The 26,222-nt window shown below is 54.0% G+C and carries 29 protein-coding genes and 1 riboswitch; of the genes, 22 read left to right on the top strand and 7 right to left on the bottom strand.

Going from position 1 to position 26,222, the window contains the following annotated elements; all coding sequences use genetic code 11:
• The first annotated feature begins 2 nt into the window (after positions 1-2).
• From FKP33_RS09760 to FKP33_RS09720, 9 genes are all read left to right on the top strand, one after another.
• Positions 3-1,211 (top strand): MFS transporter, encoded by a 1,209-nt coding sequence (locus tag FKP33_RS09760; protein WP_141334775.1) that lies wholly within the window; start codon positions 3-5, stop codon positions 1,209-1,211.
• Positions 1,212-1,266: 55 nt separating this feature from the next.
• The gene (locus FKP33_RS09755; protein WP_230875937.1) at positions 1,267-1,566 is read left to right on the top strand and encodes a hypothetical protein; all 300 of its coding nucleotides are present in this window, start codon (positions 1,267-1,269) and stop codon (positions 1,564-1,566) included.
• A 764-nt stretch (positions 1,567-2,330) separates the two neighbouring features.
• Positions 2,331-3,335 (top strand): 2-oxoacid:acceptor oxidoreductase family protein, encoded by a 1,005-nt coding sequence (locus FKP33_RS09750; RefSeq protein WP_127605865.1) that lies wholly within the window; start codon positions 2,331-2,333, stop codon positions 3,333-3,335.
• Positions 3,336-3,364: 29 nt separating this feature from the next.
• Positions 3,365-5,668 carry a thiamine pyrophosphate-dependent enzyme gene (locus tag FKP33_RS09745; protein WP_141334773.1) on the top strand — a complete coding sequence of 768 codons (2,304 nt, stop codon included), beginning with the start codon at positions 3,365-3,367 and terminating at the stop codon, positions 5,666-5,668.
• An 82-nt stretch (positions 5,669-5,750) separates the two neighbouring features.
• Positions 5,751-6,038: a hypothetical protein gene (locus tag FKP33_RS09740; protein WP_141334771.1), complete on the top strand. Its 288-nt coding sequence runs from the start codon at positions 5,751-5,753 to the stop codon at positions 6,036-6,038.
• Between the two features lie 41 nt (positions 6,039-6,079).
• Positions 6,080-6,598: a hypothetical protein gene (locus tag FKP33_RS09735; protein WP_141334770.1), complete on the top strand. Its 519-nt coding sequence runs from the start codon at positions 6,080-6,082 to the stop codon at positions 6,596-6,598.
• Positions 6,599-6,735: 137 nt separating this feature from the next.
• Positions 6,736-7,425, top strand: coding sequence for a response regulator transcription factor (locus tag FKP33_RS09730; protein ID WP_141334768.1), 690 nt, complete (start codon positions 6,736-6,738; stop codon positions 7,423-7,425).
• A complete protein-coding gene (locus FKP33_RS09725; RefSeq protein WP_127605873.1) occupies positions 7,422-8,789 on the top strand; it encodes a sensor histidine kinase in 1,368 nt (455 codons plus the stop codon). The genes FKP33_RS09730 and FKP33_RS09725 overlap by 4 nt, the downstream gene beginning before the upstream one ends.
• Positions 8,790-8,955: 166 nt before the next feature.
• The gene (locus FKP33_RS09720) at positions 8,956-9,804 is read left to right on the top strand and encodes a DegV family protein (RefSeq protein ID WP_141334766.1); all 849 of its coding nucleotides are present in this window, start codon (positions 8,956-8,958) and stop codon (positions 9,802-9,804) included.
• On the opposite strand, the gene FKP33_RS09715 is transcribed toward FKP33_RS09720, so the two are convergent.
• A complete protein-coding gene (locus tag FKP33_RS09715; RefSeq protein ID WP_141334764.1) occupies positions 9,801-10,742 on the bottom strand; it encodes a DMT family transporter in 942 nt (313 codons plus the stop codon). The genes FKP33_RS09720 and FKP33_RS09715 overlap by 4 nt on opposite strands.
• Positions 10,743-10,926: 184 nt before the next feature.
• Between FKP33_RS09715 and FKP33_RS09710 the strand changes: the two genes are divergently transcribed.
• The 3 genes from FKP33_RS09710 (at position 10,927) to FKP33_RS09700 (ending at position 12,868) form a co-directional block, all read left to right on the top strand.
• Positions 10,927-11,451, top strand: coding sequence for an ADP-heptose synthase (locus tag FKP33_RS09710; protein WP_127605877.1), 525 nt, complete (start codon positions 10,927-10,929; stop codon positions 11,449-11,451).
• Between the two features lie 85 nt (positions 11,452-11,536).
• A complete protein-coding gene (locus FKP33_RS09705) occupies positions 11,537-12,301 on the top strand; it encodes an SDR family NAD(P)-dependent oxidoreductase (protein ID WP_127605879.1) in 765 nt (254 codons plus the stop codon).
• Between the two features lie 18 nt (positions 12,302-12,319).
• Positions 12,320-12,868 (top strand): hypothetical protein, encoded by a 549-nt coding sequence (locus tag FKP33_RS09700; protein ID WP_174817561.1) that lies wholly within the window; start codon positions 12,320-12,322, stop codon positions 12,866-12,868.
• Between the two features lie 101 nt (positions 12,869-12,969).
• On the opposite strand, the gene FKP33_RS09695 is transcribed toward FKP33_RS09700, so the two are convergent.
• On the bottom strand, positions 12,970-13,227 hold the full coding sequence (locus FKP33_RS09695; RefSeq protein WP_054795524.1) for a YpbS family protein: 258 nt from the start codon (positions 13,225-13,227) through the stop codon (positions 12,970-12,972).
• A gap of 193 nt (positions 13,228-13,420) precedes the next feature.
• Between FKP33_RS09695 and FKP33_RS09690 the strand changes: the two genes are divergently transcribed.
• Complete coding sequence (locus tag FKP33_RS09690) at positions 13,421-14,059, top strand: NUDIX hydrolase (protein ID WP_141334762.1); 639 nt, start codon at positions 13,421-13,423, stop codon at positions 14,057-14,059.
• A gap of 169 nt (positions 14,060-14,228) precedes the next feature.
• On the opposite strand, the gene FKP33_RS09685 is transcribed toward FKP33_RS09690, so the two are convergent.
• The gene (locus FKP33_RS09685; RefSeq protein ID WP_127605883.1) at positions 14,229-15,101 is read right to left on the bottom strand and encodes an aldose epimerase family protein; all 873 of its coding nucleotides are present in this window, start codon (positions 15,099-15,101) and stop codon (positions 14,229-14,231) included.
• Positions 15,102-15,278: 177 nt separating this feature from the next.
• Here FKP33_RS09685 and FKP33_RS09680 point away from each other — a divergent pair, with 177 nt between their 5' ends.
• Both FKP33_RS09680 and FKP33_RS09675 read left to right on the top strand, forming a co-directional pair.
• Entirely contained in the window at positions 15,279-15,971 is a 693-nt protein-coding gene (locus tag FKP33_RS09680) for an SOS response-associated peptidase (RefSeq protein ID WP_181410101.1), read from the top strand.
• A 401-nt stretch (positions 15,972-16,372) separates the two neighbouring features.
• Entirely contained in the window at positions 16,373-17,671 is a 1,299-nt protein-coding gene (locus tag FKP33_RS09675; RefSeq protein ID WP_141334758.1) for a PASTA domain-containing protein, read from the top strand.
• A 30-nt stretch (positions 17,672-17,701) separates the two neighbouring features.
• Here FKP33_RS09675 and xerS read toward each other — a convergent pair whose 3' ends face one another.
• The gene (xerS, locus tag FKP33_RS09670) at positions 17,702-18,802 is read right to left on the bottom strand and encodes a tyrosine recombinase XerS (protein WP_141334756.1); all 1,101 of its coding nucleotides are present in this window, start codon (positions 18,800-18,802) and stop codon (positions 17,702-17,704) included.
• A gap of 192 nt (positions 18,803-18,994) precedes the next feature.
• Positions 18,995-19,191: riboswitch (cobalamin riboswitch) on the top strand.
• A 167-nt stretch (positions 19,192-19,358) separates the two neighbouring features.
• Here xerS and FKP33_RS09665 point away from each other — a divergent pair.
• The 4 genes from FKP33_RS09665 to FKP33_RS09650 are packed head-to-tail and all read left to right on the top strand — an operon-like array spanning position 19,359 to position 22,039.
• On the top strand, positions 19,359-20,126 hold the full coding sequence (locus FKP33_RS09665) for an energy-coupling factor ABC transporter permease (RefSeq protein WP_054795449.1): 768 nt from the start codon (positions 19,359-19,361) through the stop codon (positions 20,124-20,126).
• A complete protein-coding gene (locus FKP33_RS09660) occupies positions 20,123-20,407 on the top strand; it encodes an energy-coupling factor ABC transporter substrate-binding protein (protein ID WP_141334754.1) in 285 nt (94 codons plus the stop codon). Before FKP33_RS09665 ends, FKP33_RS09660 begins: the two co-directional genes overlap by 4 nt.
• The gene (gene cbiQ, locus FKP33_RS09655; protein ID WP_141334752.1) at positions 20,404-21,201 is read left to right on the top strand and encodes a cobalt ECF transporter T component CbiQ; all 798 of its coding nucleotides are present in this window, start codon (positions 20,404-20,406) and stop codon (positions 21,199-21,201) included. The genes FKP33_RS09660 and cbiQ overlap by 4 nt, the downstream gene beginning before the upstream one ends.
• Positions 21,202-21,205: 4 nt before the next feature.
• Positions 21,206-22,039 carry an energy-coupling factor ABC transporter ATP-binding protein gene (locus FKP33_RS09650; protein WP_141334750.1) on the top strand — a complete coding sequence of 278 codons (834 nt, stop codon included), beginning with the start codon at positions 21,206-21,208 and terminating at the stop codon, positions 22,037-22,039.
• Between the two features lie 71 nt (positions 22,040-22,110).
• On the opposite strand, the gene FKP33_RS09645 is transcribed toward FKP33_RS09650, so the two are convergent.
• Complete coding sequence (locus FKP33_RS09645; RefSeq protein ID WP_141334748.1) at positions 22,111-22,419, bottom strand: hypothetical protein; 309 nt, start codon at positions 22,417-22,419, stop codon at positions 22,111-22,113.
• 62 nt (positions 22,420-22,481) lie between these two features.
• On the opposite strand from FKP33_RS09645, the gene infC reads away from it, so the two are divergent.
• From infC to FKP33_RS09630, 3 genes are all read left to right on the top strand, one after another.
• Positions 22,482-22,958, top strand: coding sequence for a translation initiation factor IF-3 (gene infC / locus FKP33_RS09640; protein WP_127605908.1), 477 nt, complete (start codon positions 22,482-22,484; stop codon positions 22,956-22,958).
• A gap of 184 nt (positions 22,959-23,142) precedes the next feature.
• A complete protein-coding gene (locus FKP33_RS09635) occupies positions 23,143-23,775 on the top strand; it encodes a GntR family transcriptional regulator (RefSeq protein WP_258313426.1) in 633 nt (210 codons plus the stop codon).
• 151 nt (positions 23,776-23,926) lie between these two features.
• A complete protein-coding gene (locus tag FKP33_RS09630; RefSeq protein ID WP_054798946.1) occupies positions 23,927-24,835 on the top strand; it encodes a DMT family transporter in 909 nt (302 codons plus the stop codon).
• A 113-nt stretch (positions 24,836-24,948) separates the two neighbouring features.
• Here the strand turns inward: FKP33_RS09630 and FKP33_RS09625 are convergent, their stop codons facing one another.
• Together FKP33_RS09625 and FKP33_RS27655 are read right to left on the bottom strand one after the other, a co-directional pair.
• Positions 24,949-25,944: a TRAP transporter large permease gene (locus FKP33_RS09625; RefSeq protein ID WP_258313425.1), complete on the bottom strand. Its 996-nt coding sequence runs from the start codon at positions 25,942-25,944 to the stop codon at positions 24,949-24,951.
• Positions 25,945-25,981: 37 nt separating this feature from the next.
• Positions 25,982-26,221: a TRAP transporter permease gene (locus tag FKP33_RS27655; protein ID WP_258313423.1), complete on the bottom strand. Its 240-nt coding sequence runs from the start codon at positions 26,219-26,221 to the stop codon at positions 25,982-25,984.
• Between the last annotated feature and the right edge of the window lies 1 nt (position 26,222).

Genomic DNA, 26,222 nt, shown 5'->3' with positions numbered 1-26,222 from the left:
CCATGAACAATAACCAGCGTTCGCATCGTCTTAACCATGCGATATTCATTCTCGTAACGATTTTATATTGGTGTTCGCTTTACGTGTACGTCCCGATTTTGTCGCCGTACTTGGAGCATTTGGGCGCTTCTTATACGATGATGGGGGTCGTGCTTGGCAGTTACGGGCTGATGCAAATCATTCTGCGGCTTCCGCTTGGCATCGCGTCGGATCGGTTGAAACGCCGCAAGCCGTATGTGGTTCTCGGCATGCTGACCGTCACGTTAAGCTGCCTCTGCTTTGCGATGGGCGAACAGCTCGGTTGGGCGCTTGCCGGGCGGATCATGGCCGGTATATCCGCATCGACATGGGTTGCCTTTACGGTCATGTACGCCAGCCTGTACCGGAAAGAGGAGGCGACGCGTGCGATGGGCATGATCAGCCTGCTCACCGCCGCCGGACAGTTGATCGGCATGAGCGTCAGCGGTTTGCTGGTGGAAACCGGCGGTTGGGCTGCCACGTTCTGGGCCGGGACCATCATTGGGCTGGTCGGATTTGCGCTGGCGTTTGCCTTGAAGGAGCCGAAGGGCGAGATGCATCGGGCGCCGATGCGGTATGAGGATTTGTTCGCGGTCATGAAAGACCGGCTGCTGCTGAAAGTGTCGACGCTTTCGATCTTGGCGCACGGCGTCCTCTTTATTACGATGTTCGGGTTTACGCCTTCGTACGCACTTAGTATGGGTGCCGATCAATTCGACTTGACCCTGCTCGTGTTGGCCTTCATGATCCCGCACGCCTTGACGGCCTACTACTCGGGCCGGCTGCTCGCGCCCCGGTTCGGCGCATGGCCGGTTGTGATGACCGGCTTCGTTGTCAGCGCGATATGCTCGGCCGGAACCACGCTCGTACCGGGTTTCGGACTGCTCGTCGCCACGCAAGCGATCAACGGCTGCGTGCAGGGGCTGCATCTGCCGCTGCTGCTTGGTCTGTCGATCGAGCATATCCCGGATGAGAAACGAGCGACTGCCATGGGCTTCTATCAGGCGGTCTATGCGATCGGCATGTTCGCAGGCCCTTTTCTGGCAGGAGGCTTGAACGAATGGGGAGGCTTGAAGAGCGGATTTTATTTGGCCGGGGCTCTTGGGCTGACCGCCGCCGTATTAACCCGCGTATGGTTTATGGCGAAGAGCAAACGCTCGGCCGTCCGGCATGTTCGGGAGGAAAGCATGTAACAGCAGCGCATAGCCGCCCAGCCTCCGGCGCAAGCTAGGGTTGAGGTGATGCGCGTTGTTCTTGCTGCTGGCCGCAAGCTCCGTCGCTGCTCCGGCCTTCATGTTTGTCATCCGTTTTCTCGCGCCGCGGGCGTCCATCGCTTTCGACGCGGTCGGGGTTGCAGCGATGTACGGGTTCGGATTGTGTACGGCCCGTGCGGTGTTCGATATTGTCGTGAAAGATACCGTGATGATGACCGAAGTGCATAAAGTGTTCTATGATCCTGTTTTTTTGGGCAGCGGGGCCTATTTAGGCGTGTACGCGCTGTATATCGGCTGGTGGACGCTGTTCCGCCGCTATCGTACCGAAGTTTGAAGAATGCCTCTGTCCTGCCGTGCGGGACGGAGTTTTTTTAGCTCGGAAACCGTAGCGCAGCAGACAAGATCCGGGCTCCGGTCAGGAGCTTTTCTTAAGATACCGGAAGTATTAGTTTTCAGCGGAGCTGAACACTTGCTGTATCGCAAGAAAAGCTGCCTTTAAAACACGAATGTATCTTCCCCGAAAAGGCTCCGGTCAGAAGCTTTTCTTAAGATACCGGAAGTATTAGTTTTCAGCGGAGCTGAACACTTGCTGTATCGCAAGAAAAGCTGCCTTAAAAACACGAATGTATCTTCCTCGAAAAGGCTCCGGTCAGGAGCTTTTCTTACATCTCCGCGGAAAATGGGCTTCCGAACATGTCAGGCTGCCGACCCGCCGCAAGGCTCCCTGACGTCCCCTCATGGCTAAATGTATAGCGCAAAGGCTGCCGGTCGTACCCCCATTTTCGGACAAATCCATCTTGAACGCTCGAAAGTATAAGTTCTCTTGCTGCTATGGAAGCAATTTATTTCCAGTCCGGATAAGCTGACAGGACGCAGGATTACACCGTCAGACTCCTTTTCATTCTGTATTAGTGGTATTATCATATACTACTAAACAACGTGAAAAATATCTGCGTAAAGTTGAAAAATATCCTTTCTGAAAGCCACTTATCAGAAAAAATGATAATAAAAACACTATTCGTGAAACTTAGAAGCTGTTATACTGATGCAAAGGGATCCTATTCCTTCCATCCAATTGTACGAGGGGGCGTTACTAGCATGGGAGTTCTCCCGAAAACGAATGAGCTCGGTTTCTTTGAGATTCGGCTAGAATCCATCGGCGGGCTTGGGGCTAACCTGGCAGGCAAGATGCTTGCTGAAGCGGGCGTTGTCGGAAGCGGTTTCAATGGTGTCAGCTTTTCTTCCTACGGTTCCGAGAAAAAAGGCTCTCCGGTTAAAGCGCATATTCGATTCTGCGACTTGCAAACGAATATCCGCGATACGACACCGGTGGAACGACCGCACGTGGTCGGCGTATTTCATGAAAATTTATCCAAGACGATTAACGTCGTCAGCGGCATTTACGAGGACAGCGTCGTGCTCGTGAACTCCGGCAAATCTCCTGAAGATTTGAAAGAGAAGATGAACCTCATCGGCGGAACCGTGGCCGTCGTCGATGCTACAGGGATCGCGCTTGAGGAGAAAAACCGCGTCAACATGGCGATGCTTGGCGGATTGTTCCGTCTGTGCGAATTTCTGGATTTCGAACATATGAAGAGCATTATCCGCAAGAGTCTGGAGAAAAAATACCCGGGCGCCGTGGAGCCGGCTTTGCGCACGTTCCAACGCGGTTACGACGAAGTCAGGTTCCAGACGTTCACGCTGCCCGAGGGCGAATCGATGCCGGAGCCGAAGCGTTGGGACATTCCGGTATACGGGTACTTGACCCAGCCGATCGGCGGGATGGTTTCCAACCCGGGGAACAGCATTTTGAAAGACTTGAGCATTTCCCGGAACGGGATGATGCCGCATTTTGACGATGAGAAATGCATTCATTGCGCCGCGTGCGACACCGCCTGTCCCGACTTTTGTTTCGTGTGGGATGAGCAGCCGGACAAGAAGGGCAGACCGCAGATGTTCCTGCAGGGCATTGACTATCAATACTGCAAGGGCTGTCTCAAGTGCGTCGTCGCCTGTCCGACGGAAGCGCTGTCATCCAACCGCGAAATGGAAGGCTACGCCGAAGCGAACCGCGTGCCGCATCGCTTTGATTTGGTGAAATAATACAAATTCGGGAGAGGTGAACGAAACAAATGGCTATTGAGATCAATAAAGAAGTGAGTACGGGCACGGTCGAACAGCGGATGGTGTACGAGTCCGGGAACGAGATGGCTGCGTATGCCGCGCACCAGATCAATTATCATGTCATGGGTTATTTTCCGATTTCGCCGTCGACGGAAGTCGCGCAATTCCTCGATCTGATGAAGGCCAACGGCCAACACGACATTAAACTGATCCCGGCCGACGGGGAGCATGGTTCCGCAGGCATTTGTTACGGCGCATCGACCGCGGGGGGCCGCGTATTCAACGCGACGAGCGCCAACGGTTACTTGTACATGCTGGAGCAAATGCCGGTGCAATCCGGTACGCGCTTCCCGATGGTCATGAACCTGGTGTGCCGCTCCGTCTCCGGACCGCTTAACATTCACGGGGATCACTCCGACTTGTACTATGCGCTGAATACGGGCTGGCCGATTCTGATGAGCCGTGATCCGCAAGCCGTATACGATATGAATATCATGGCCATCAAGCTGGCCGAAGACCCTGAAGTGCGCTTGCCGGTCATCGTCGCTTCCGACGGTTATTTCACGTCCCACCAGAAGCGCCGGGTGCAAACCTTCGCTCACAAAGCTGACGTGCATGCGTTCATCGGCGAGCAGCCGCAAAACTTCCCTCACGTGCTGGACCGCAACAACCCGATCACCGTCGGTCCTTACATGAACGAACCGGACTACATCAACAACTGTTACCAGCAGTCCGAAGCGATGTATCGCGCGGGCGAAGTATTTGACCGCATCAGGCAGGAGTACAAAGTGTTGACGGGCCGCGACTACCCGATCCTCGACCTGTACCGGATGGAAGACGCGGAAGTGGCCGTATTCCTGATGAACTCGTCGTCCGAGATCATCAAAGACGTTGTCGACCAGCTTCGCGAGAAGGGCATTAAGGCCGGTTCGATCGCACCGAACATGATTCGTCCGTTCCCGGCCAAGCAAATCGCCGAAGCGTTGAAGAATGTGAAGGCGGTCACGATCGGCGACCGGGCGGATTCGTACGGCGCGCACGGAGGCAACATGTCGCTCGAGATCAGAGCGGCGCTGTACACGGCCGGTTACACTGATACGCTCGTAATCAGCCGCGTTTACGGCCTCGGCGGTAAAGATTTCTATGCCGAAGACGGACACGCGTTGTTCCAACTGGCACTTGAGGCGGTTGAGGCAGGCAAAGTGGCCGTGCCGTTCGATTACTATGGCCATACGGCCGGCGATCCGGCCATGAAGCCGCAGCGCGTGATCGAGCCGATGAAGTACGAAGATTTGAACACCGGCCTGATCACGGTCAATAAAGACGAAGAGACCGGCCAGCTGAAAGTGAAAGTGCCGCCGATCCGTCAATTGACCAAGAAGCCGAAACGTCTCGCTCCAGGTCACGGGGCCTGTCCGGGCTGCGGAATTTTCTCCGGTCTCGAGCTGTTCTTCAAAGGCATCGAGGGCGATATCGTAGCGCTGTTCCATACCGGCTGCGCGATGGTCGTGACGACCGGTTATCCGTACTCTTCACACAAAGCGACATACATTCATAACTTGTTCCAAAGCGGTGCGGCTACCCTCTCCGGCGTGGTCGAAATGTTCTGGGAACGCAAACGAAGAGGCGAACTCGATCAATATAACCTGCCGGCCGACTTCACCTTCGTCATGATTACCGGCGACGGCGGGATGGATATCGGTATGGGTCCTGCGATCGGCGCGGCGCTCCGCAATCATAAAATGATTATTTTGGAATACGACAACGAAGGATATATGAATACGGGCGCGCAGCTGTCCTACTCGACGCCGCTCGGCCACCGGACGTCCACGTCCAACGTCGGCAAGCATCAAGGCGGGAAGCTGTTCCACCATAAGGATACGCCGCAAATCATGGCGGCCACGAACATCCCTTACGTGTTCACCGGTTCCGAGTCGCTGCCGCAGGATTTGCTGAAGAAAGCGGCAAAAGCTCAATATTACGCCCAGAACGAAGGCCTCGTGTACGGTAAAATCTTAATCACGTGCCCGCTTAACTGGTTGTCCGAGGAGCAAATCGGCCAGACGCTGATCGATGAAGCCGTCAACTCCTGCTTCTTCCCGATGTATGAGATCGAGAACGGCGTGACCACGATCACGTACAATCCGGAAGATAAAAACAAGCGGATTCCGGTTGGCGATTGGTTGAAGAACATGGGCAAGACGAAACACTTGACGAAGCCCGAATATGCCGAAGCGCTGCAATCGTTCGAGAACGAAGTCGAGCGCCGCTGGAGCCGGCTGAAGGCCAGACACGAAAATCCGTATTTGTAAGATCAATCCGGGAGCAAACTCGATATGGGCTTGCGCCCTTTTTTTCCGGCGCAAAGACGCAGGTAAGGGAGGGATTCATCAGATGCCCATTGTGCTTAGACAATCGAACACGGGTGAAATCGCCGCCTGTCTGCAGAAGAACAACTATGATTTGGACTATTACGGCGTCAAGCAATGGGAAACGGAAGAAGAGGCCGAAGCGCAGAAGGAATCGTTTCTGCATGCAATCGGCCGTGATGACGCACCGTATTGGCTCGTACTGTCCATCGACGAGAACCGCGTGAAGCTTTGTAACGTTAAATTGAAAAACGATCCGTCACGAATACTGCTGTTAAGCTTGGAAGGCGTGATGACGACCCGGCAGCGTTAAACACGCAGGCGGGTCAGGACGGGAACGGGGAGGGTAACCTATTGAACCAAACGACCCCTTTTAGCATATTCGAACAAGCCTCTACCGATCAGGAGCTGCAGCAGTTCCGGCAAACGGTCGTTGAAGGCGGATTTACAGCGTTCCGGCTGTTTCTGGAAGGATTCCGCGACCTGCTGAAACGGTTTGAGGATGGTGAAATCGAGCGCGTAAACCGGCTGCTTGCCGCAGCCAGGCAGTTGTTTCCCGAGCCGGGACGGTTCAGCCCTTCTTGGGTGGACATCTGGAACGAGTTCGAGCAGATCGCACAGTTTAAGCAAACCGTGCTGGAATCGATAGTAGGCGACGATCGGGCCGGGGAATGGCAGATTCTCATTGACAATCCGTATACGAATACAGATTTGGCTTGCTACCCGTCCTTAACGTTTCTGGAGGGCGCCTACTTGTACGCGTATTTCCGCTCCGACTTGAAGCAGAACGAATTTATTCGGCTGCAAAAAATTCAAAACGTGATCATGGCGTTCGGCAGCGAACGTTCCGAACCGTCGAAAAAGAAAGCGTAAACCGAACCACCCGAACTACCCGAACCGTCCGGACCATCAACCGGGCGGTTTATCCATGCTTGACGGTCACTCGAATAAAGGAACTTCATCAAGGGGAACCTAGGTGAAAACGCATACGAGCGGAGAAATATACCCGGATGAAGCGTTCCATTCTTGTGATCGAAGACGAACAACAAATTGCCCGCGTGCTTGAGCTGGAACTGCGGCACGAAGGCTACGAGGTGAAGGTGGCCGGTGACGGCTTATCCGGTTTGGAGCTGGCGCTGGGTCAGACGTGGAGCTTGATTGTGCTGGACGTGATGCTTCCCGGCAGCAGCGGACTCGAAGTGCTGCGCCGCCTGCGTCAGGATGGACGGCTTGTACCCGTCATCCTGCTGACGGCGCGCGATTCGACGCCTGACATCGTAGGCGGCTTTGAGCAGGGAGCTAACGATTATGTGACCAAGCCGTTCGTCATCGAAGAGTTGCTGGCACGGATTCGCAATCTGATCCGAATGACGGAGCCGGCAACAGATGACCAGCAGACGCTGAAGGTCGGCGATTTAGTATTGGAGCCGGCCTCCCGGAAGGTCATGCGCGGGGGCCGGCCGATTGAACTGACCCCCACCGAATTCGAGCTGCTGCACTATATGATGAAGCACGCCGGGCAAGTATTGAGCCGCGAGCAAATCATAACCGATGTGTGGGGGTATGAGCATACGGGAGATACGAATATCGTAGATGTGTACGTGCGGTATCTGCGGCTGAAAATCGATAAAGGGCACCGCCCGAAACTGATCCGGACGGCGCGGGGCATCGGTTACGCGTTATCGGTTCCCGACGTATGAGCTTGCGCACCAGGCTCATCCTGCTGTCGTCGCTCTGGATTTTACTGATCGTCGTCGTGTTTAACGTATCGTTATATTTTTATATCTCGGCTTCAACGACGCTTAACGAAACGAAGCTGCTCTGGAAGAAAGCGCAGATCATCCTGCGCAATCCGGAAATCCACGATAGCTCCAATTGGACGAAGCCGGAGCTGCTCGAAGATTTCAAAGAACCCGATATGATGGTTCGAATCATTGCGCCCAACCGGGATGTCGTGGCCGGCATATCGACCCATGTGCAGTTGTCCGGGTATCCGGTCGTGTTTCGTTCGAATTATTATACCGACATGGTCAACGATTTCGGATTTCGGATGCTGTTCCTGCAGGTGCCGATTTATGACGATGACCGTCAAATCGGCCAGTTGGAGCTGGGCAAGGCGCTGAACGTCGTCAGCGAATGGATGAAGCAGCTCGGAACCGGGTTAGTAATCGCGACCGGCGGCGTGCTCGCCTTTGCGCTGATCAGCGGGCTCGTCTACACCCAAATTATTATCCGTCCGATCCGGGAATTGCTCGAATCGATGAAGGCGGTTCGGCGCAACCGCACCTTCGTGACGCTCAGCCCCAAGATCACCTCGCAGAAGGACGAGCTCGGCAAGCTCGGTCAAACCTTCAACGAAATGATTGAAGCGCTTCGCGAGCACGACGAGAAGCAGAAGCAATTCGTCGCCGACGCTTCCCACGAGCTGCGTACGCCGCTAACCGTCATTGAGAGCTATACCTCGCTGCTGCGCCGCTGGGGAGCGAATGATCCGGCTCTTCGCGAAGAAGCGCTGCAGGCGATACAAGCCGAGACCTCCCGTCTGAAAGGGCTCATTCAGGCTTTGCTGCGGCTGGCCGAGCTGGAGCGTATGGAAGCAGAAATCTCTTTCCAGCCGGTCGAGGCGGTTGCCTTAATGCGTGAGACCGCCGGGAGGTTGAGCGTGGCTTTCGAACGGGATTTGGTCGTGGATGCGGCGGATGAGCGGATTGTTTGCTGGGGAGAACCGGAACCGCTGAAGCAGCTGTTCGTCATCGTACTCGACAATGCAGTCAAGTACAGCCGGCGCCCGGTACGAATCAGGTTGAGCCGGGAGCGCAGCGAGGCTGTCATTGTCGTGAAGGACGAGGGGATCGGCATACCCGAAGCCGACATTCCGCATTTGTTCGAGCGGTTTTACCGGGTGGACAAAATGCGTCACCGCTCCAGCGGAGGGACGGGACTGGGACTTTCGATCGCGAAGCAAATTGTCGAGCGGCATAACGGCAGCATTCGCATCCGAAGCAGGGAAACGCGAGGGACGGAAGTCGAAATCAGGCTGCCGCTCGCGGAAGAATCGTCATGACGCTGGAAGATCTTGCAGCAAGCATAGCCGTATCCGGTATCGATCCGGGTACGGCTCCTATTTTTTTATTGTCGCTTCCTCCCGGGTGTGTCATAATGAAACCTGCATCTTACTTTCCTCGTACTGTAGGAAATAAAGCATCCAAGAAGAGAGTGAAGTGAAGCGCATGGCAATTCGATTATTAACCGATGGCGGCGTCGATTTTCCCGCGGAGTGGGGGGGAACCGACCCGATTCGCACCGTTCCTCTTTATGTGACGTTCGACGGTAAAGAGTTCGATCACTCCTTGGGTTTAAACGTGTTTTACCAGGAAATTAAAATGAATACAAATTTACCCAAAACCGCTAGTCCATCGCCGCAGGATTTTATACGCGCTTTCGAACAATATCCGGATGACGATATCATCCTCATTACCATATCATCCAATATCAGCAGCACGTATCAGCATGCTTCTTTGGCGAAATCGATCCTGGAAGAATCCGGCGGCGGAGCCGCCAAGCGGAAAATCGCCGTACTTGATTCCAAGACGGCTTCCATGGGCACAGGCTTGATGTTATACCGGCTTATTCTTGACGTACAGGCAGGCCGTACCTTCAATGAGATCGTAGATAGAGCGCAGCAGCGTGTGCCGGAAACGAAAACGTTCTTTTATCTCGACACGCTGGAGAACGTCATCAAGGGAGGGAGGCTGGACCGGGCTAAAGGGGCCATCGCTTCCGTCCTCAACATCAAGCTCGTGATGCATGCCAGTCCGGAAGGCACCATCGAGGTGACCGATAAAGTGCGCGGGCGCAAAAACGCGCTCAACCGTCTTATTGAAAAGTTCGAAGATATCGGTCACGGTCTGGAGGAGCGCGTTCTCGGAATCGCACACAGCAACTGTCTGGAGGAAGCGATCGCACTGAAGGACCGGATTCTCAAGCGGTATCCGTTCCGGCAAGCGTATGTGACGGAGATGGGCCCGGTGATCGGCACGTATGCCGGCGAAGGCGGACTGCTCGTTTGCTATCATTAATTCATGGATCGATCCGTGTTCGCGTTTGATACGGAAAGGGGCGGCTGGATGGACGGCTGCTCTTTTTCATGGGTACGGATGAACAACCATACGCCGAGCAGCAGCAGCAGTCCCGCCGCCGCCTGACGCGGGCCGATCGCTTCGCCGAGCAGGAAATATGCCAGCAGCGTAGCGCCGACCGGTTCTCCCAGCACGCTCAAGGATACCGTCTCCGGCCGCATGTACGTTAACAGCCAATTGAACACATAATGGCCGAATACCGTCGGTACGAGCGCGAGCAGCAGGAACAGCCCCCATTCCCGCGCCGGATAACCGGTTAAGGGAATGCCAAGCGCGAGGTTGTAACCGGCTATACAAACGGCGGCAAACACGAAGACGAAGAAGCTGTATACGAAAGGCGGCATGTGGGCAAGGAGCCGCTTGCCGAGCAGCATGTGAGCCGCCACCGCGGCGGTTCCGAGCAGTGATAACGCATCGCCAAGCAGCGCCGAGCCTGTAAGCCCCCAATCGCCCCAGCCGATCATCAAGGCGCCGAGCATGGCAAGGCCCATGCTCAGGATAGCGGGCCAGCTCGTCTTTTGGCGATATAACAACCAGGCGCCAAGCAGCACGAACACCGGCTCCAGCGAGGTGATAGCGGTGGAGCTGGCCACCGACGTCAGCCGGAGCGAGCCCATCCACAGCAGGAAATGAAGGCCCAGCGCAAGTCCTGAAGCAAACAGCTCCAACCATTCGCGCAGGCGCATCCGACGCACGGACGCCCGGTATGGGAACAGCAGCGGGAGCATCAGGAGCGCCGTTATCGTTAACCGGTACATCGCCGAGACCGAGACAGGTGAATTTGACCAACGGATAAATATAGACGAGAATGAAATCGCCACAATGCCGATGATAAGCAGCAGCGAGATCGGAAATGGAAAAGATTTGGACGGCTTCATATGCATTCGCTCCTCGTATGCATCTTGTTGTCGGATAGTGAGCAAGAGTCCATTATATCACTATATTTGTCAAAGATCACGCACCTTTGTGCGGCTGCGGATGGACTTTTCCGTTCATTTATGTTAAGAAAGAGTTAAGGCCGGACAAGAAGGACGGACGCATCATTTGAAGGAGGAATCGAGCATGTCCCGGCGATTTGTAATCGAAGCGGTGTTGGTCGCGATTTATGGAGAATTGCTGGCACCGAGTCAGCCCGTCGAGTATTTGATCCCGTACAACACGATCATGGAGCTCTACGAGATGAAAGACAGCCCCGAGCCGGTCATGCCGGAAGCCGACGACGACGCTCACGTAAAGCAGAAAATCGGTGAATTGATCGCCTTTTTTGACGATTCGTTCAATAAGAAGAAGCTGGAGCGTGCGCTGCTGGCGCCTTGGCGTTTAAGCCCGCCGCTGCCGATCAATGACAATGTGACGTTTACCGTCGTCAATGCCATGGAGAACGCCCAATACGGCGAAGCCGTCGATCCGATTGAAACCGAAATTATTCTGACTTCGCTGCGTGAGCAAGCGCCCATCGTGACCGATCAGGTTGAACTTATGGATAAAATCATACAAGCGGAAATTCCGGTTCAAGTATACGATGTTTACGATTTTGATTTCGCCGTTGAGCAGGGGATTACCGCTGATGATTGGATGCAGCCCTAGGCTGGGACCGTAACTGAACCGAATAAGGCAACAACGGATGAATCCCCGGTCTCGGGGATATTTTTTTGAAGGAGGTACACGGTAATTGGACGTCTATATCATTACCGGTTCGTCACGCGGCCTCGGCGAAGCGCTTGCCGAGCGGCTGCTGCTTGAAAATAACCGCGTCGTCGGGGTATCCCGGACGAGCAATGAACGCCTGGCCGAGCTCGCCGGTTCGGTTCCGGGGCGTTTCGATTTCGTGCCGTTCGACCTCGGACGAGCGGATGGCCATTACGAGTGCATGGCGGGTATTATCGATTCGGTCCGGATGGAAACGAACGCCGGAGGCCGATTAACGCTGATCCACAATGCCGGCGTGCTAGGACCGATCGCGCAGCTTAGCCTTGCAGACGAAGCCGAACTGGCCCGCAATGTGCAGGTCAATTTAACGGCGCCGCTGCTGATGACTTCGGCTTTCCTGCGGTTGACGGAGGAGCTGCGGGAGCGAACGGTAAGAACGATCGTGAACATCTCGTCAGGCGCAGCCAAAAAGCCGTATATCGGTTGGAGCGCCTATTGCGCGGCTAAAGCCGGCATGGACATGCTGACCCGATGCGTTGCGGCGGAGCAAGGGGAGGGAGCCCATGCGGCCCGAATCGTATCGATTGCACCCGGGGTCGTCGATACGGCGATGCAGGAGCAAATTCGCGGAACGGATGAAGCCCGATTCCCGTCGAAGCCTCGCTTTGTCGAGCTGAAGCGTACCGGCAAGCTGTTCTCCCCGCAAGAGGCGGCGGATAAGCTGATTCGCGTTGTCCGCAACGGCGATTGGAAGCAAGGCGATATTTTGGATTTGAGAGACCTTTAGTGAAGGAGAACGGAACGGATGTTCGATCCTACGATTTTCGATAATTTGAAAGTAGTGTTGGAAGGGCGCCTGTACGATGTGGATGCGGAAAACCGTATCCGCATCAGCGGACGCGAGGATATCGTCGATCTCGCCGCCATGTCGCGCAAATTCTGTATGCGCTTTGCACGTAACGGCGGCACGTGTCAGGCTGCGGTGACGCTGGCGAGCGGCCTGACCGACTTCGCGGCGGAACGGCGCATTGCCCGGCTTGCCGACAGGCGGCCGGGAGCGGACCTGCTGCTGACGCTCGATCTGCCCCGGGAACGCCGGGCGCACTGTGCGGAGCTGCACGATTATTTAACCCGGCTGTGGGGCGAGGAAGCGGACATTCGCCACGAATTAACCGTGCTGCTGCAGCCGGAGGCGAACGAAGGCCCTTCGGAAGCGCCGGAAACGTATCGGATTCAATTGAAATTCCGTCAGCGCATCGACGAAAGCCACATCGAAGAGCTGGAGCAATGGCTCGATATCGCGGTCATGTGCCTTGTGTACGCAGATGAGGGCAGAAATTTCGTGCAGGGTTAGGGCGGATCGTCTTGGGCACTGCCTGCTATCGGTTGACAAAAAAACGCGTCCGACGCCGCGAATCCGCCAAACGGATCGCGACGCCGGACGCGTCTGCGCATTTACTTGTTACGCGTGACGAATTCGCGAATCATCGCTTCCGTCACATAAACACGGGTGGGGGATATCCCCTGCTGCGCGTGGCTGTTGATGCGTGCGGTAATCGCATTGATCGCCTCGACGCTGAACGGTTTCCCGGCCGCACAGTCGGCTGCCGCTTGATCGATGGCCCGCTCGCGCGCTTCTTCCAGCTGTAGAAATCGCTCCAGATGGGCGTGCTGCTTAGACGTATGGGCCGTAATGGCTTCATGTACGCTCATGAAGACTGCAACTCCTTCGTTATCATGCATTTCAATAAAATCCATGATACACTATCCCTTATGACGATGACAACAGGCGGAAAAGCGAAACCTTATGAGTATCAACGGACATTGCCCGCGCGAACGGAGCAGGAGCAGGGTCGCTCCGGATCGCGGATAGAGTGAAACGATACACGGAGAGAGGCCGGTAAAGATGAGTAAATCAGAAGAGCGATTCGACATATTCGACGAACGGATGAACCTGGTTGGAACGGCATCCAGGGGCGAAGTGCATGCGCAAGGCTTATGGCATCAGACGTTTCAATGCTGGCTGTGGTACGAGACGGAAGGGGAGGGGTGGCTGCTCTTTCAAGAGCGGCATCCCGGTAAAGATACGTATCCCGGACTGCTCGATATATCGTGCGCCGGTCATTTGCTGGCGGGGGAACGCGTAGAGGACGGCCTGCGGGAGCTGGAAGAAGAACTGGGCGTCGAAGCATCGTTCGAGCAGCTGCATAAGTGCGGTATGTATACCGATGAAGCCCTCCTTGCGCCGGACTGCATCGACCGCGAGTTTTGCCACGTATTTGTGTTGAAGAGCGGCCGTCCGCTTACGGCCTATAAGCTTCAACCGGACGAAGTGACCGGCTTGTACGCCGTTCGCTTCGCGGATGTCCAGGCTCTAGCGGCAGGCAAGCTGAATCACTTGCGGATCCACGGTGTCCGGCCGGATGATGCAGGGGAGCTGACGGCCGCGCACCGAGTCGTATCCACGGCGGATTTCGTACCGCGTCCGGAAGCGTATTACCGGATGGTGATCGATGCCGTTCGGGTAATAAACGATGAGAAATGATGATCATTTCCCGGGTAAGCGCAAGAAATGATTTGTTTTTCGATTTTTCAGACATTTTCGACAAATTACCTTCTGTTCATGAAATTTGAGAAACGGGCAATGTCGCAGGCTTTCATCAGGGTTTCATGAAGGCGCCCGGCCGGCTTGCCCGTCTTCGAACACGTGTTTGCTATTCGCCGGATTTGCTCGTTATGGCAAGAACGGCCTGCACGACACCGCCGGCCGGCACATACGTAAGCTCTTGCTTGCGGTTCAGCTCATCGGGCATCGCCATCCAAGGCTCGACGCAGATGAAAGGCTTGTCTTGAATCGACCATAATACGACGTATCGGAACGCCTCGCTGTAGGTCATTTCGACAACTTGCCGGCCTTCGAACGTGAAACCGATCCGCGGTTCCTTCGCATCCAGGAACACGACCGATTCAGGCAGCTGATCCAAATCGACCTCACCTTCGTACGGCTTCTCCCGATGATCGTTGAAATCATAGTAGCGATCCGCATCGATGTCATAGCGGACGGCCTTGCGATCCGCCAGGAAATACGGGTGAAAGCCGGGGTACATCGGCATCGGTTCTGCGGAATGATTGCTGTACTGCTGCTCGATCGTTAAGGTCCCGTTCAGCAGACGGTAGGTGAAGCTCAGCTCGAAATCGAATGGAAACGACGCCAGCGTCTCTTCGTTAGCCCGGAGCGACAGCGTAATATAGACGCCGTTGTCGTCGCCGGTCTTCTCGACGCGCCAAGGGTGGTTCCGTGCGACGCCGTGATTTTTCATCGAATATGGAGTTCCCTTCCATTCGTAACGGTTATCGGTTATGTAGCCGCTAACCGGGAACAGTACCGGAATGCCGCCTCGAATGTTGGCGGATGGATCAAGCAGCGTAGCCCGATCCAGGTAAAGCCGCTCGACTCCGGCCGTTCCGTAGCTCGTCACGATGCCTCCCCGTTCCGGGACGATGCGAAACCAGGCGTCGCCGTCCGCTTCCTTTAACTCATAAACTGTATACGTATCTTCGTAGGTTCGAATTGAATAACCGCTCATTTGTTCGCCTCCTCGTTCATTACACTTCGTTATGGTATCATAAACCGGACAAACTGTGCCATTCATTCCCTGCTCATCGCCGCCGCTTCAAGAAGGCTTCACGATGACGGCGTGCATAATATTTTACCCCAAGAAGATACTGGTAATGTATCGATGAATAAAGATGGGGGGATGGACATGTGCGAACGGTTCTCGCTCATGAGCGGGGTTACGGAGTTATTCGATCGGTTCGAGTTGAACGACATCCGCATGTCGCTCCGTCCGCGTTCGGATTATGCTCCGACCCGTACGGTGCCGGTTATCGTGAACGAGCAGGGACAGCGCAAGCTGGAAGGGTACCGCTGGGGGCTGATTCCCTTTTGGGCGAAGGACGCCGTATTGACCAGCGGCGCAGATATTCTGGAAAAACGCGAGTATCGCAAGCTGTTTGCCAAACACCGCTGTGTGTTTCCTTGCGACGGGTTTTATGTATCTGCGGCGGAAGGCAAGCGCCGCCGTTATGTCCGTGTTTCGTTGACGGACCGGAAGACTTTCGGGGTTGCGGGATTTTATGAAATTTGGAAAGACAAGCAGAACGGCGAGTTTCGGACTTGCACCATGATGACGACTGCCGCCAACCGGCTGCTCTACGATTATACGGAGCGGATGCCGGCGATTTTACAGGAACGGGAGCTGAAGGAGTGGCTCGACTCGAAGCGCAACGGCGAGCCTGATTTTTTGCAAAGCCTGTTATCGCCGTTTCCGCCGGAGCGCATGCGCGTGGAGCCGGTAGGTGCGGACGAATGGTCCGGCTCAAGCCCTGACGAAGACAGCGAGGGGGAGATGCCGATGAAGGTAAAAGCGCTGCTTCAGGCATCGCTTAAACGGTAGGCTTGTTCATGTGCCGCGGCGAAAAGGACGGTCGCTTGGGAACGTCTTTTTCGGCCGTTTTCCCGTGCAGGTCAGATCATCCGTGCATGAAGCGGCTATGAGACGGGAATGGAACTTGTCAGGTATAGAAGCGGTTACCAACGAATACACCTTAAAGCAGATGTGAAGGTCATCTTATATTTAATATTACTAATAATTAATAATATTAATGATTATCGAACGGTGTCCTATCCGCATCCCGCAAGCGATTTTCCAGATTACGCCTCCAAATTTACGATGATGTACGAATCGTATAAGAACCGTCTTGCGCCCGTCTTCCGTTCTGTTTAAAAACCTGCGAATCGGGTTAATGCTGTTAGTAACGAGTATCGCTTAGAAGTAAATGCTTGGAGGGGGTCACGATGGAGAAAACGCTCCGTGCCCGTTATGTACTCAAAAAACCGGTTATTCCAGCCAAAAACGGTATTTTATTCGAGGGGACGGATTTGTCGCTGCGGCGGGATATCGTTATTTTCGTATCCGAGCAGCCGAACCGCGACGAACAACAAGCGTACATGCGTTTGATTCAAGAGGTAGCTCATTTAAATGATACCCGCTTCTTGCATGTGCTCGACGTCGGCTTCGAAGATTTATCGATTTACGCCGTTCTGAAATCGTTCGACGGGGAACCGCTGTTGGCCAGGCTACAACGCCGAGCATTCACCTTGGCCGACGTCGTTGCCATGTCGTTCGAGCTGAGTAAAGGCATGCTAGACGCCTTGGAAAAAGGCATCGCCGGCTTCTCCGTCATGGCGGACAACGTCTGGATCGGAAACGACGGTCACCTTAAAATTATTAACTGCTGGGAAAAAGTGAAGAGCGACGAGCAGGGCGCTCGAGGACTTGCCAGCTTGATCTATCAGCTGTTTATGGGGACGGAATCTATTCCTTCGTCGCTGGAACAGAGGGAGCAGCGTTTGCGTACGGCTCTCGTTGCCACGACGGATGAGCGTAAGGACGCATTGCTCGTTCTTCTCGGACGTGCATGGAGGGGCCAGCATACCTTATCGTCGTTCATCATGCAGTTAGGCCAGCTGTCCGGACAGGCGGCGCCGGATGGGGCAGCCGGGATGCCGGACAAGGAAGAAGAGGTGCGCTTCGCGATCAAACGGGAGCATGCAGCGGTACCGGCCAAGGATGAGCTCGTTCGTTCAACCGTAAAGGATGAGATCGTCGAAGAAGAGGAAGAAGTGGAAGAAGTGGAAGAAGCTAAGAGCGGCGGTTTTTGGAAAAAATCGCTGATCGGCATGGCCTTGTTTACGGTGGCGGCCGTGACCGCGGTCGGCGTGTTTCTATTGTTTATGGAGCTCGGGATCGGCCGGAAGTCTCCGGACTCGCAGCAAACCGCCGCGAAATCGGGCCAGAGCTCCGCTTTGCCGGAGACGCCGTCCGCAGCGAACCCGGTACCCGCGACACCGGCTGAGCCTCAGTCATCGTCGGAGGCGCAACCCGGAGAAGGTCAAGCCGTCACAGCGCCGCAGCTGGTCGGTCTAAGCAAAGAAGAAGCGGAGAAACAGGCGCTGGCCGCCGGTCTTCGGTACCAGTTTTATATGGAGAAAAACCCGCATTCGGCAAATACGGTGTTTCGTCAAAGTCCTGCGCCGGGCACTCCGCTCCAGAAAGGCGACAATGTATCGTTCTGGGTAAGCAAAGGGCCTTAAGCAGACGAAGAAGGACGGGAATTCCGGGCGTCAAGACGCACCGGATATCCCGTCCTTCTTCTCTTTGTCGATCGCTTCAGACATTGTTTTATCGGTTAGATGGGCGTAAATTTGTGTCGTTTCGGGCGAGGCGTGACCGAGCTGCTCCTGCGTTTTGTACAGATCGTTGCGCAAGTAATAGTCCGTCGCGAACGAATGGCGCAGTTTATGAACCGATAAGTAAGGTTTGCCGAATCTTTTGGCATATTTGATCACCATTTCCTGAATCGCCCGTTTGGTCATACGCTCGCCTTCCTGTTTGCCGTTAGCCAAAGCAAGGAAGAGCGCCTTCTCGCGTTTCGGCGCTTTGTAGACAGAGCTGCGAAGCTCCAAATAACAGGCCAGATCATCTACCGCGTCCTGCCGGAAATAGACGGGCGTTTTGAACGTCTCGTCGTTCTTGCCTTTGCGGAACGCATAAATAAGCTTCTTCTTCAAATCGACGTCCTCGACGTTCAGGTTAACGACCTCCGACACGCGCAGTCCGGAGTTGAGGATGAGGCTCACGAGACAGGCATCGCGTGTTTTATTGATCTCGTAAGCATAGGTCGCCTGCTTGTTCGATGCCACGTCTTGGCCGTAGCCCGTCTTCACATAGTCGATAAACTCGGCGATCTCCGCCTCCTGCAGCAGCTTGCCTTCGAGCTTGGCCGCCGAGTCTTTCGGTTTATGCGTCCGTTTAATTTCCACCTTCGCCATGACATTGCGCTTGAGCAGCGGGTAGAAATTCTCGTCCTCGGCGATTTGACTCAAATAATGAAACAACGAGCGCAGCGAGGACAGCTTGCGGGAAATGGTCGTTTTCGAATTGGCGTTCGTTTTGCGCATGGCGAGGAACATCTTGTAATGATCGATGCTCTCCATATGCAGCCGCTCGAGATCGAGGAGCGGCACATCTTTCATTTGTCCGGCCGTACTCAACCCTTCGGCGAGCAGCCAGCCGAAGAATGTCTCGTAATCCCTCACATATTCGAGCAGGGAAGAGGGAGACAAGTCGGGCAGTTTATAATTAATGAATTTCTCCACGTACCAGGGCATCAGCGGGATTTTTTTCTCCAGCTCCAAACGGTCTTTGACTTTGATTACGTTCATCGGGCCACGCTCCTTAACTGCCTGTATTCAGCAATTAGTTAACATAATTATAATTATGTATTGTTTTGTTGGTTGACAGCTGCTTGAACCGATCGCTGTACCCGTTATTTTATCACAATTGCAGGAAATCGGTTAGATATGGGGGTTGAATTCACAGGCAGGTTCGTGTACATTAAGGCTAGTCTTACACAAGTGCATATTGTGGGAACAGGTGCTTCAACTTCAGGTTGAAGCTTAATAGGGAAGTTCGGTGCAAATCCGATGCGGTCCCGCCACTGTAACAGCGTAGTTCGCAGCCACGAAGCCACTGATTCGCAACCAGATCGGGAAGGCAGCTTGCGGGCGTCGATGCTGGTAGCCAGGAGACCTGCCTGTTCTGACGACACTGATATACCTACGGACGATAGGGAGGTGTTAGGAAGCTGCTGCGATCGGTTTTCGTACGGAGGGTGAATGGCCCCTTTCGTTCCGAAAGTTTATCAGGATAAGAAGCATTTCTAACCGTCTACGGTTGGGAATGCTTTTTTTGTTGCACAAATTCATGGGAGGAGATTAAATGAAATCATCCAAAGTCTTGTCAATGATCGCGGTTATCATCGGATTTATCGTTTATTTTGTCGTGAACGAGCCGCAATCTGCTAATGCGATGCACATCATGGAGGGATTCTTGCCGCCAGGATGGGCGATCTTCTGGTGGGCGGTGTTTATCCCGTTCTTCGTGCTCGGCGTCCGCGCCATTGCCCGGATCACGAAGACGTCGCCGGAATTGAAGCTGCTGCTCGGTCTGGCGGCTGCGTTCACGTTCGTACTGTCCGCCTTGAAGCTTCCTTCGGTTACAGGCAGCAGCTCTCATCCGACCGGAACCGGTCTCGGCACCGTGATGTTCGGGCCGCTGCCGATGAGCGTGCTCGGTTCGATCGTTCTGCTGTTCCAGGCTTTGCTGCTCGCACACGGGGGATTGACGACGCTGGGAGCCAATGCGTTTGCGATGGCGGTTGCCGGCCCGATCGTCGGGTTCTTCGCCTACAAATTCATGGTGAAGACGACGGGTAAAGAAGTGTGGGCCGTCTTCACGGCAGCCGCTCTAGCCGATTTGTCGACGTATTTGGTAACTTCCGTGCAGCTGGCTCTGGCGTTCCCTGCTGCAGAAGGGGGCGTTGCCGCCTCGTTCATGAAATTTTCGGGTATTTTCGCCATCACGCAAGTACCGCTTGCGATTAGCGAAGGACTGTTGACTGTGCTTGTCTGGAACTGGCTGCGGTTGCACCATGCCGAAGCTTTGTCGGTTGTGCGGCATACAACGAAAGGAGTCGATCATTCATGACCAAAAGGATGAAAAACGGGCTGCTTATCGCCGGCGTCGTGCTGCTGAGCACGCTTCCGCTGCTTCTTGTCGACGGAGAATTCGGGGGAGCCGACGGGGCGGCCGAGGATATGATCCGCCAGCTGTCGCCGGCCTACGAGCCTTGGTTTGCTCCGCTGCTGGAGCCGCCTGCGGAAACCGAGAGCATGCTGTTCGCTTTGCAGGCCGCCGTCGGCGCTGCCGTGATCGGGTATACGGTCGGGCTTTATAAAGGAAACGCCGCGAAATCTAAAAACCGATGATCCATACGATCGATAGCTTGTCGTATACCAATAAGCTGCGGCACGTTTCCCCGATGTGGAAATGCGGATTTACGGCCGTGCTGCTGACGCTTGCGTATGCGGCGCAGCCTGCGGTTCAGGCTGTGATCTTCTGTTGGATGCTGGTCTGGACGGTCGGTTACGCGGGTATCCCGTTAAAGACGTACAGCTGGTTGTTCGGCGCATCGTGCTTCTTTTATGTGACCAGCTTGCCGGCGTGGGTAATCGAGGCGGCTTCGTCCGCCGCAAGCGTCCGGCCGGATGCGCTGCTGGCTGTTCCGGTATTTCGCGGGTGGTTGTATATTTCACCGGCGGCCTTGGTTCAGGCGGTGGAAGTGTTCGTGCGGATAGCCGCCTGTGAAGCGTGTTTGCTGTTCATCGTCTTCACGATTCCGTTCCCGGAATTGATGCAGGTGATGAAGCGGCTTCGCATGCCTCAAGCCGTGCTTGAGCTGATGGTGATTACCTACCGGTTCTTGTTCCACCTTTCGGATGCCGCACAAGGAATGATCGCCGCGCAGCGGGCACGGGGCGGACACGCAGGCTTCTGGCGCACGCTGCGGGACGTCGCGGCCTTGCTCGTACAGCTGTTTGCCAAGACGATGCACCGTTATCGGGGGTTGTCACAGGGTCTTATGTCGCGGGGATTTACCGGAGAGCTTCACTTTATGCCTTACGAACCTAAGCCGATTCCAGGACGTTACGGAGCCGAAGGCATTCTCGGTGCTGCGACGCTCGCGCTGCTCAGTATTTGGCTTCGAGTGGGGGGAGTGTGAGAGGATGAAGCCGATATTGGAAGCTTCAGATGTCACGTTCACGTACCCGGGCACTCAAACGCCCTCTCTGCGTCAGCTGAATATACGTATACCTGAAGGAAAACGTACGGCAATTTGCGGACCTAACGGCTCGGGCAAATCTACGTTCTTCCTGCATGCCGTCGGTATTCACCGGCCGAAGTCCGGAACGATGCTTTGGAAGGATGCGCCTTACGTTTATAAGAACGAAGACCTGCAGCGGCTTCGCCGGCAAGTCGGTCTTGTGTTTCAAGACCCGGAGCAGCAGTTGATCTTACATACGACTTACGAGGACGTATCGTACGGGCTGCGCAACGCCCGCCTGGAGGAGCAGGAAATACGCCGGCGCACCGAACGCATGCTGGATGTGATGGGACTTACGCCATGGGCGGAGACTCCGCTTCATCAATTGAGTCTGGGTCTAAAAAAACGCGTCGCCTTAGCCGGCGTGCTCGTGCTTGAGCCTGAGCTGCTGCTGCTGGACGAGCCGACAGCCTATCTGGATCGTCGTTCGGAGCATCGGCTGGTGGAGGAGTTAAACCGGATTCATGGACAAGGGATCACCGTGGCGATGGCCACCCATGATTTGAACATGGCCTATGCGTGGGCCGATTGGATCCTCGTCATGTACGAAGGAGCGTGCGTCATGGAAGGTACGCCGGAGCACGTGTTCATGGAGGCCGACGTGCTGGCCGCTTACGGATTGGAGCTGCCGGCGCTCGTTGAGCTGTGGAAGGCGCTGCCCGCTGACAGAAGACTCGGCGCCAAGCCTCCGAGGGACATCGCCGCATGGAAGGCGATGCAGGAGACGTGGCGCTGAGCCTGGTCTTGCGCTAGAGGGTCGTCGAACCGTAAGGGGCGGCGGCCCTTTGTCGTTATGAGATGAGGAGATTAACGTTTGCTCTTCTTGCGCTGTGCGATTTCTTCCGTGACGATATAAGCGAGCTCGTCGTTGCCAAACAACGAGAGTACGCCGAGCAGCGTCTCATCCCCAATCTCCTCCGATTCTTCCTTGGGCACCGTTAATTCGACCGCTTGCCGGAGCGCTTCATTGCCTTCTTGCTGCGGATACGCGCGCAAGTAAATATCGATAGGGTCCAGACTGTGATTGACGCACCACTGCGCGAATACGAGGATCATCATTTGTTCGTCGCGCTGATAATTGCGGATGATTTGCTCTTCCATTTCTTTGCGGCTCATTGAAAAATCTCCTTCTGGCGGGTAATATGGATCATTATAACGAAAGTTCGGGTGAGTTCACAATGATCATGAATGAAAAGATAAAAGCGTCCGAAGTTCAATTGACCGGTATCAACGGCGAGGAGCTGGGGATCGTCCCCACCTCGGAAGCGCTCGCTTTAGCCCGCAAGCTGAAGGTCGATTTAGTATGCACTTCGCTGATGAGCAGCCCGCCGCCCTGCAAGCTAATCGGCAAGGGAGCGGCCAAACAGGAAGAGCAACAAGCCCGCAAACGCGAACGGGAGCCGAAAATCAAGGAAATCCGTCTAACTGCGCACATCGAAGAGCATGACTTCGACACGAAGAAGCAGCAGGCGGAACGCATCCTGAAATCCGGCGATGCCGTGCTGGCGGTCGTTCGTCTTCAAGGAAAGGAAGGTCCGAAAGCGAAGGAGCTGCTGCAGTCGCTGCTGCAGGAATTGAAGCCGTACGGACGCCCCAAAACCGGGATTCAGCTGAGCGGCAAGCAAGCTGCGGTACAGATCGACCCGATACTGTAGGGGCGATTCTTTTTGAAATATAGTTTACATAATATATATTACGTAATCTAACTTGCGAGTTATCGGTTTGTTTCCATTAAGTTAAGTTCGGAACACGGAAATGAATAGGATCAAGGATACATAGAATGATACCAAGCACGCAATAAGATCTTAGTATTTGGTGGAGGTTCTGGTCTTGGACAAAATGATACCTAAAACGATACAGGCGTATGAGTACGTGAAGAGCGGCTTGAAAACGGGGAAGTGGTTGTTTGGCGATGAATTATTGGTCATGGATATTTCGAAAGAAATGAATTTTTCACGAAGACCGGTCATTGATGCCTTGAAGAAACTGGAGATGGAGCGTTTTGTAGAAATCATCCCGCAAACGGGCTGCCGCGTCGTCAATTGTACCAAAGAGCAGATGGTTAACCATTTTCAAATCGGAATGTGTCTGGAAGGACTTGCAGCCGGACTGGCCGCACGAAGAAGAGAAGATACAGAGGTTCAAGAGCTGATCGCGATTAACGAATCATTGAAGAGCATCATAACGACAACGCCGTTTTCGTATGAACATTATTTTGCTGAAAATAGGAAATTGCATGAAGCGATTTTGAGAATGGCCGGCTCGGAGGAACTGCTGCAGTTCACGAAGAGCATGTGGGATTTGAACGATTTTTATTTGGTCAATTCCTTCCAATTCAAAACCCATCTTGCTCAAAGTATCTCGGAGCACGATGTCATTATTGCCAAAATCAAAAACAAAGACGAGAAGGGAGCGCGATTTGCGATGGAAGAACATATTATCGAGTTTGCCGGATTGTTTAATGACCGATGAAGGAAGTGCGAGGCCGCCCGCAGAGGCATCAGCCTTGTCCCGGAAGGGATACAATTATTCTCGATTCTTACAGCAGGTGACAATCTTGTGCTGGGGATGTATGATAAATATCGTAAGGAACCGGATATCGAAACGAAAGAAGTGTCGTATAATGCTCATGTTCCGCCGCTATACGATGGTCATGTTTGTTTTGTTGATTGTCATTTGGGGATCCGGCATTCCCATCATTAAAATCGGGTTGGAGTATTGCCCGCCCATCTTATTTTCCGGATTGCGCATGTTTCTCGGCGGTCTCCTGATGGCTGTGGTTGCGGCCCTCTGGGGCGGAGCCATCTCGTTCTCCCGGACTTGGCACATTATCGGGATATCGGCTATGTTTAATGTCGTTTTATTTACAGGCCTAATGACGTTCTCCATCGACTATCTGCCTTCCGGTCTAGCCGCGGTGCTTATTTATATGCAGCCTATTCTGGTCGGAATTATTGCAAGGATATGGCTGGGCGAAGCGCTGTCGCCGAAGAAAATTACAGGCTTGCTGCTAGGCTTTATAGGTGTTGTCATGATCAGCGTCTTTAAAGAAGTAAGCGAAGCTTCCTCTCTAACCGGAATTGTTCTCGGTATCACAGCCGCATTCGTGTGGGCGGTGGGCACGGTTTATGTCAAATCGGTGCAAGAGAAGGTTTCCATCCTTTGGCTTGTAGCGGGCCAATTTATTGTTGGCGGACTGGTTCTGCTGTTGGTAGGCCTGTGGGCGGAGTCCTGGTTCGCCATCGCGTGGACGCTTCCTTTCTGGTTCAGCCTTCTATTTACCGCCATCATCGGGGTTGCGTTCGCGTGGGTGTTATGGTTTGTCCTCATTCACGAGGGCCAGGCCAGCAGCGTTTCCTCCTATACCTTTGCGGTTCCTTTGATTTCCATTTTGCTAGGCACGATTCTGCTGAATGAAAAGGTTACATTATCTTTATTTATCGGTTCCGTTTTGATCGGTTTGGGTATTTATCTAGTCAATCGTCAAGCCGCTGCGAGCAGTGAGATCAGCGGCAACATGCGTGAGCTGTAAAAGGGTCCGTTAGAAAGCCTGCTCGAATAAAAATGAACCGTGGGAGCGTTAATTCCACGGTTCATTTTCATATTCCGGACGAGCTATCAAGGCCAGCAGGGGGATTGGCCGTTTTACTTAACGAATAGCAAGGAAATTTGCGGCAATAGCACAATAACCAAGTAAGCGGCGATCATGCATAGAACGAATGGAATAATGGCTCTATCCAGTTTGGCTATCGGCAAGCCGGATATACTGGAAGCGACGAATAAGTTGACGCCAACCGGAGGCGTCAGCATGCCGATCTCCGCGCCTATGACCATGATCATGCCAAAATGAACAGGATCGACGCCAAGAGGCTGCAAAACCGGCAATAAAATAGGAGCGAGAATAATAATGATGGTGACGGTTTCCATAAATGTGCCGACGATCAATAAAAACAGGGCAATGATGAGCAATAAAACGGTGGGGTTATTCGATAAGCCAATGATCCACTCGCCAAAAACATTCGAAATTTGATAAAGCGTGATGAGCTGTGCAAAGGCCGTGGCCGTACATATAATAATCAACACGGTACCCGCCGTAATTGAACTATGGATCAGGACTTGCGGAAGCTTCTTCCACGTCAGTTCCCGGTAGATCCACATGCCCACGATAAAGCTGTATACCACTGCGATGGCGGCAGATTCTGTCGGGGTAAAAATTCCGGTGTAAATCCCCCCCAATATGAGGACGGGCCCCAATAAACTCCACTTCGCCGACCAACCTGTACGGAGCACGTTCCGGAACGAAAATCCTTGATTAAGGGTACGTACACCTTCTTTCTTGGAAATCCAGCCGACAAGCGCGATTAAAAACACAATAATGACGAGGGCAGGTCCGAAGCCCGCCAGGAACATATCCTTAACGGATGTGTCTGTAGAAATGGCATATAAGATCATCGGAATGGAGGGGGGGATGATGATGCCTAACCCTCCGCCGGTTGCAGAAATGGAGGCGGCTGTCTCTTTCTTATATCCGGCGCTAGTCATGGCGGGTATCATAATCGCTCCGATCGCGGCTACAGTAGCCGGGCTGGATCCGGAGATCGCGGCAAATATGGAGCACGCCAGCACGGTAGCAACGCCCAGCCCGCTTCTAAGGTGACCCGTAAAGCTTTGTACAAAATCAATGAGCCTTTCGCGATATTCCTCCCGTTTCCATCAAGGCGCCTGATAATATAAACAAGGGAATGGCCAAGATAGGAAAGGAATCCAGAGACGTAAAAGACAATTGTCCCAAAAAGGTTAACGGCACGCCTCCCGCCCATAAGGAAAGAAGAACGGAAATCCCCAGGGCGAAGGCAATTGGAATCCCCAGGAGCAATGTAATGAACAGCGAAATAGCCAGTACCCAGACAGCCTCCATA

Origin of the sequence: Paenibacillus sp. tmac-D7, assembly GCF_006519665.1 — a bacterium.
GTDB lineage: Bacteria > Bacillota > Bacilli > Paenibacillales > NBRC-103111 > Paenibacillus_G > Paenibacillus_G validus.
The sequence above is the reverse complement of the archived record's forward strand: the minus strand, read 5'-3'. Positions and strand labels throughout refer to the sequence as shown.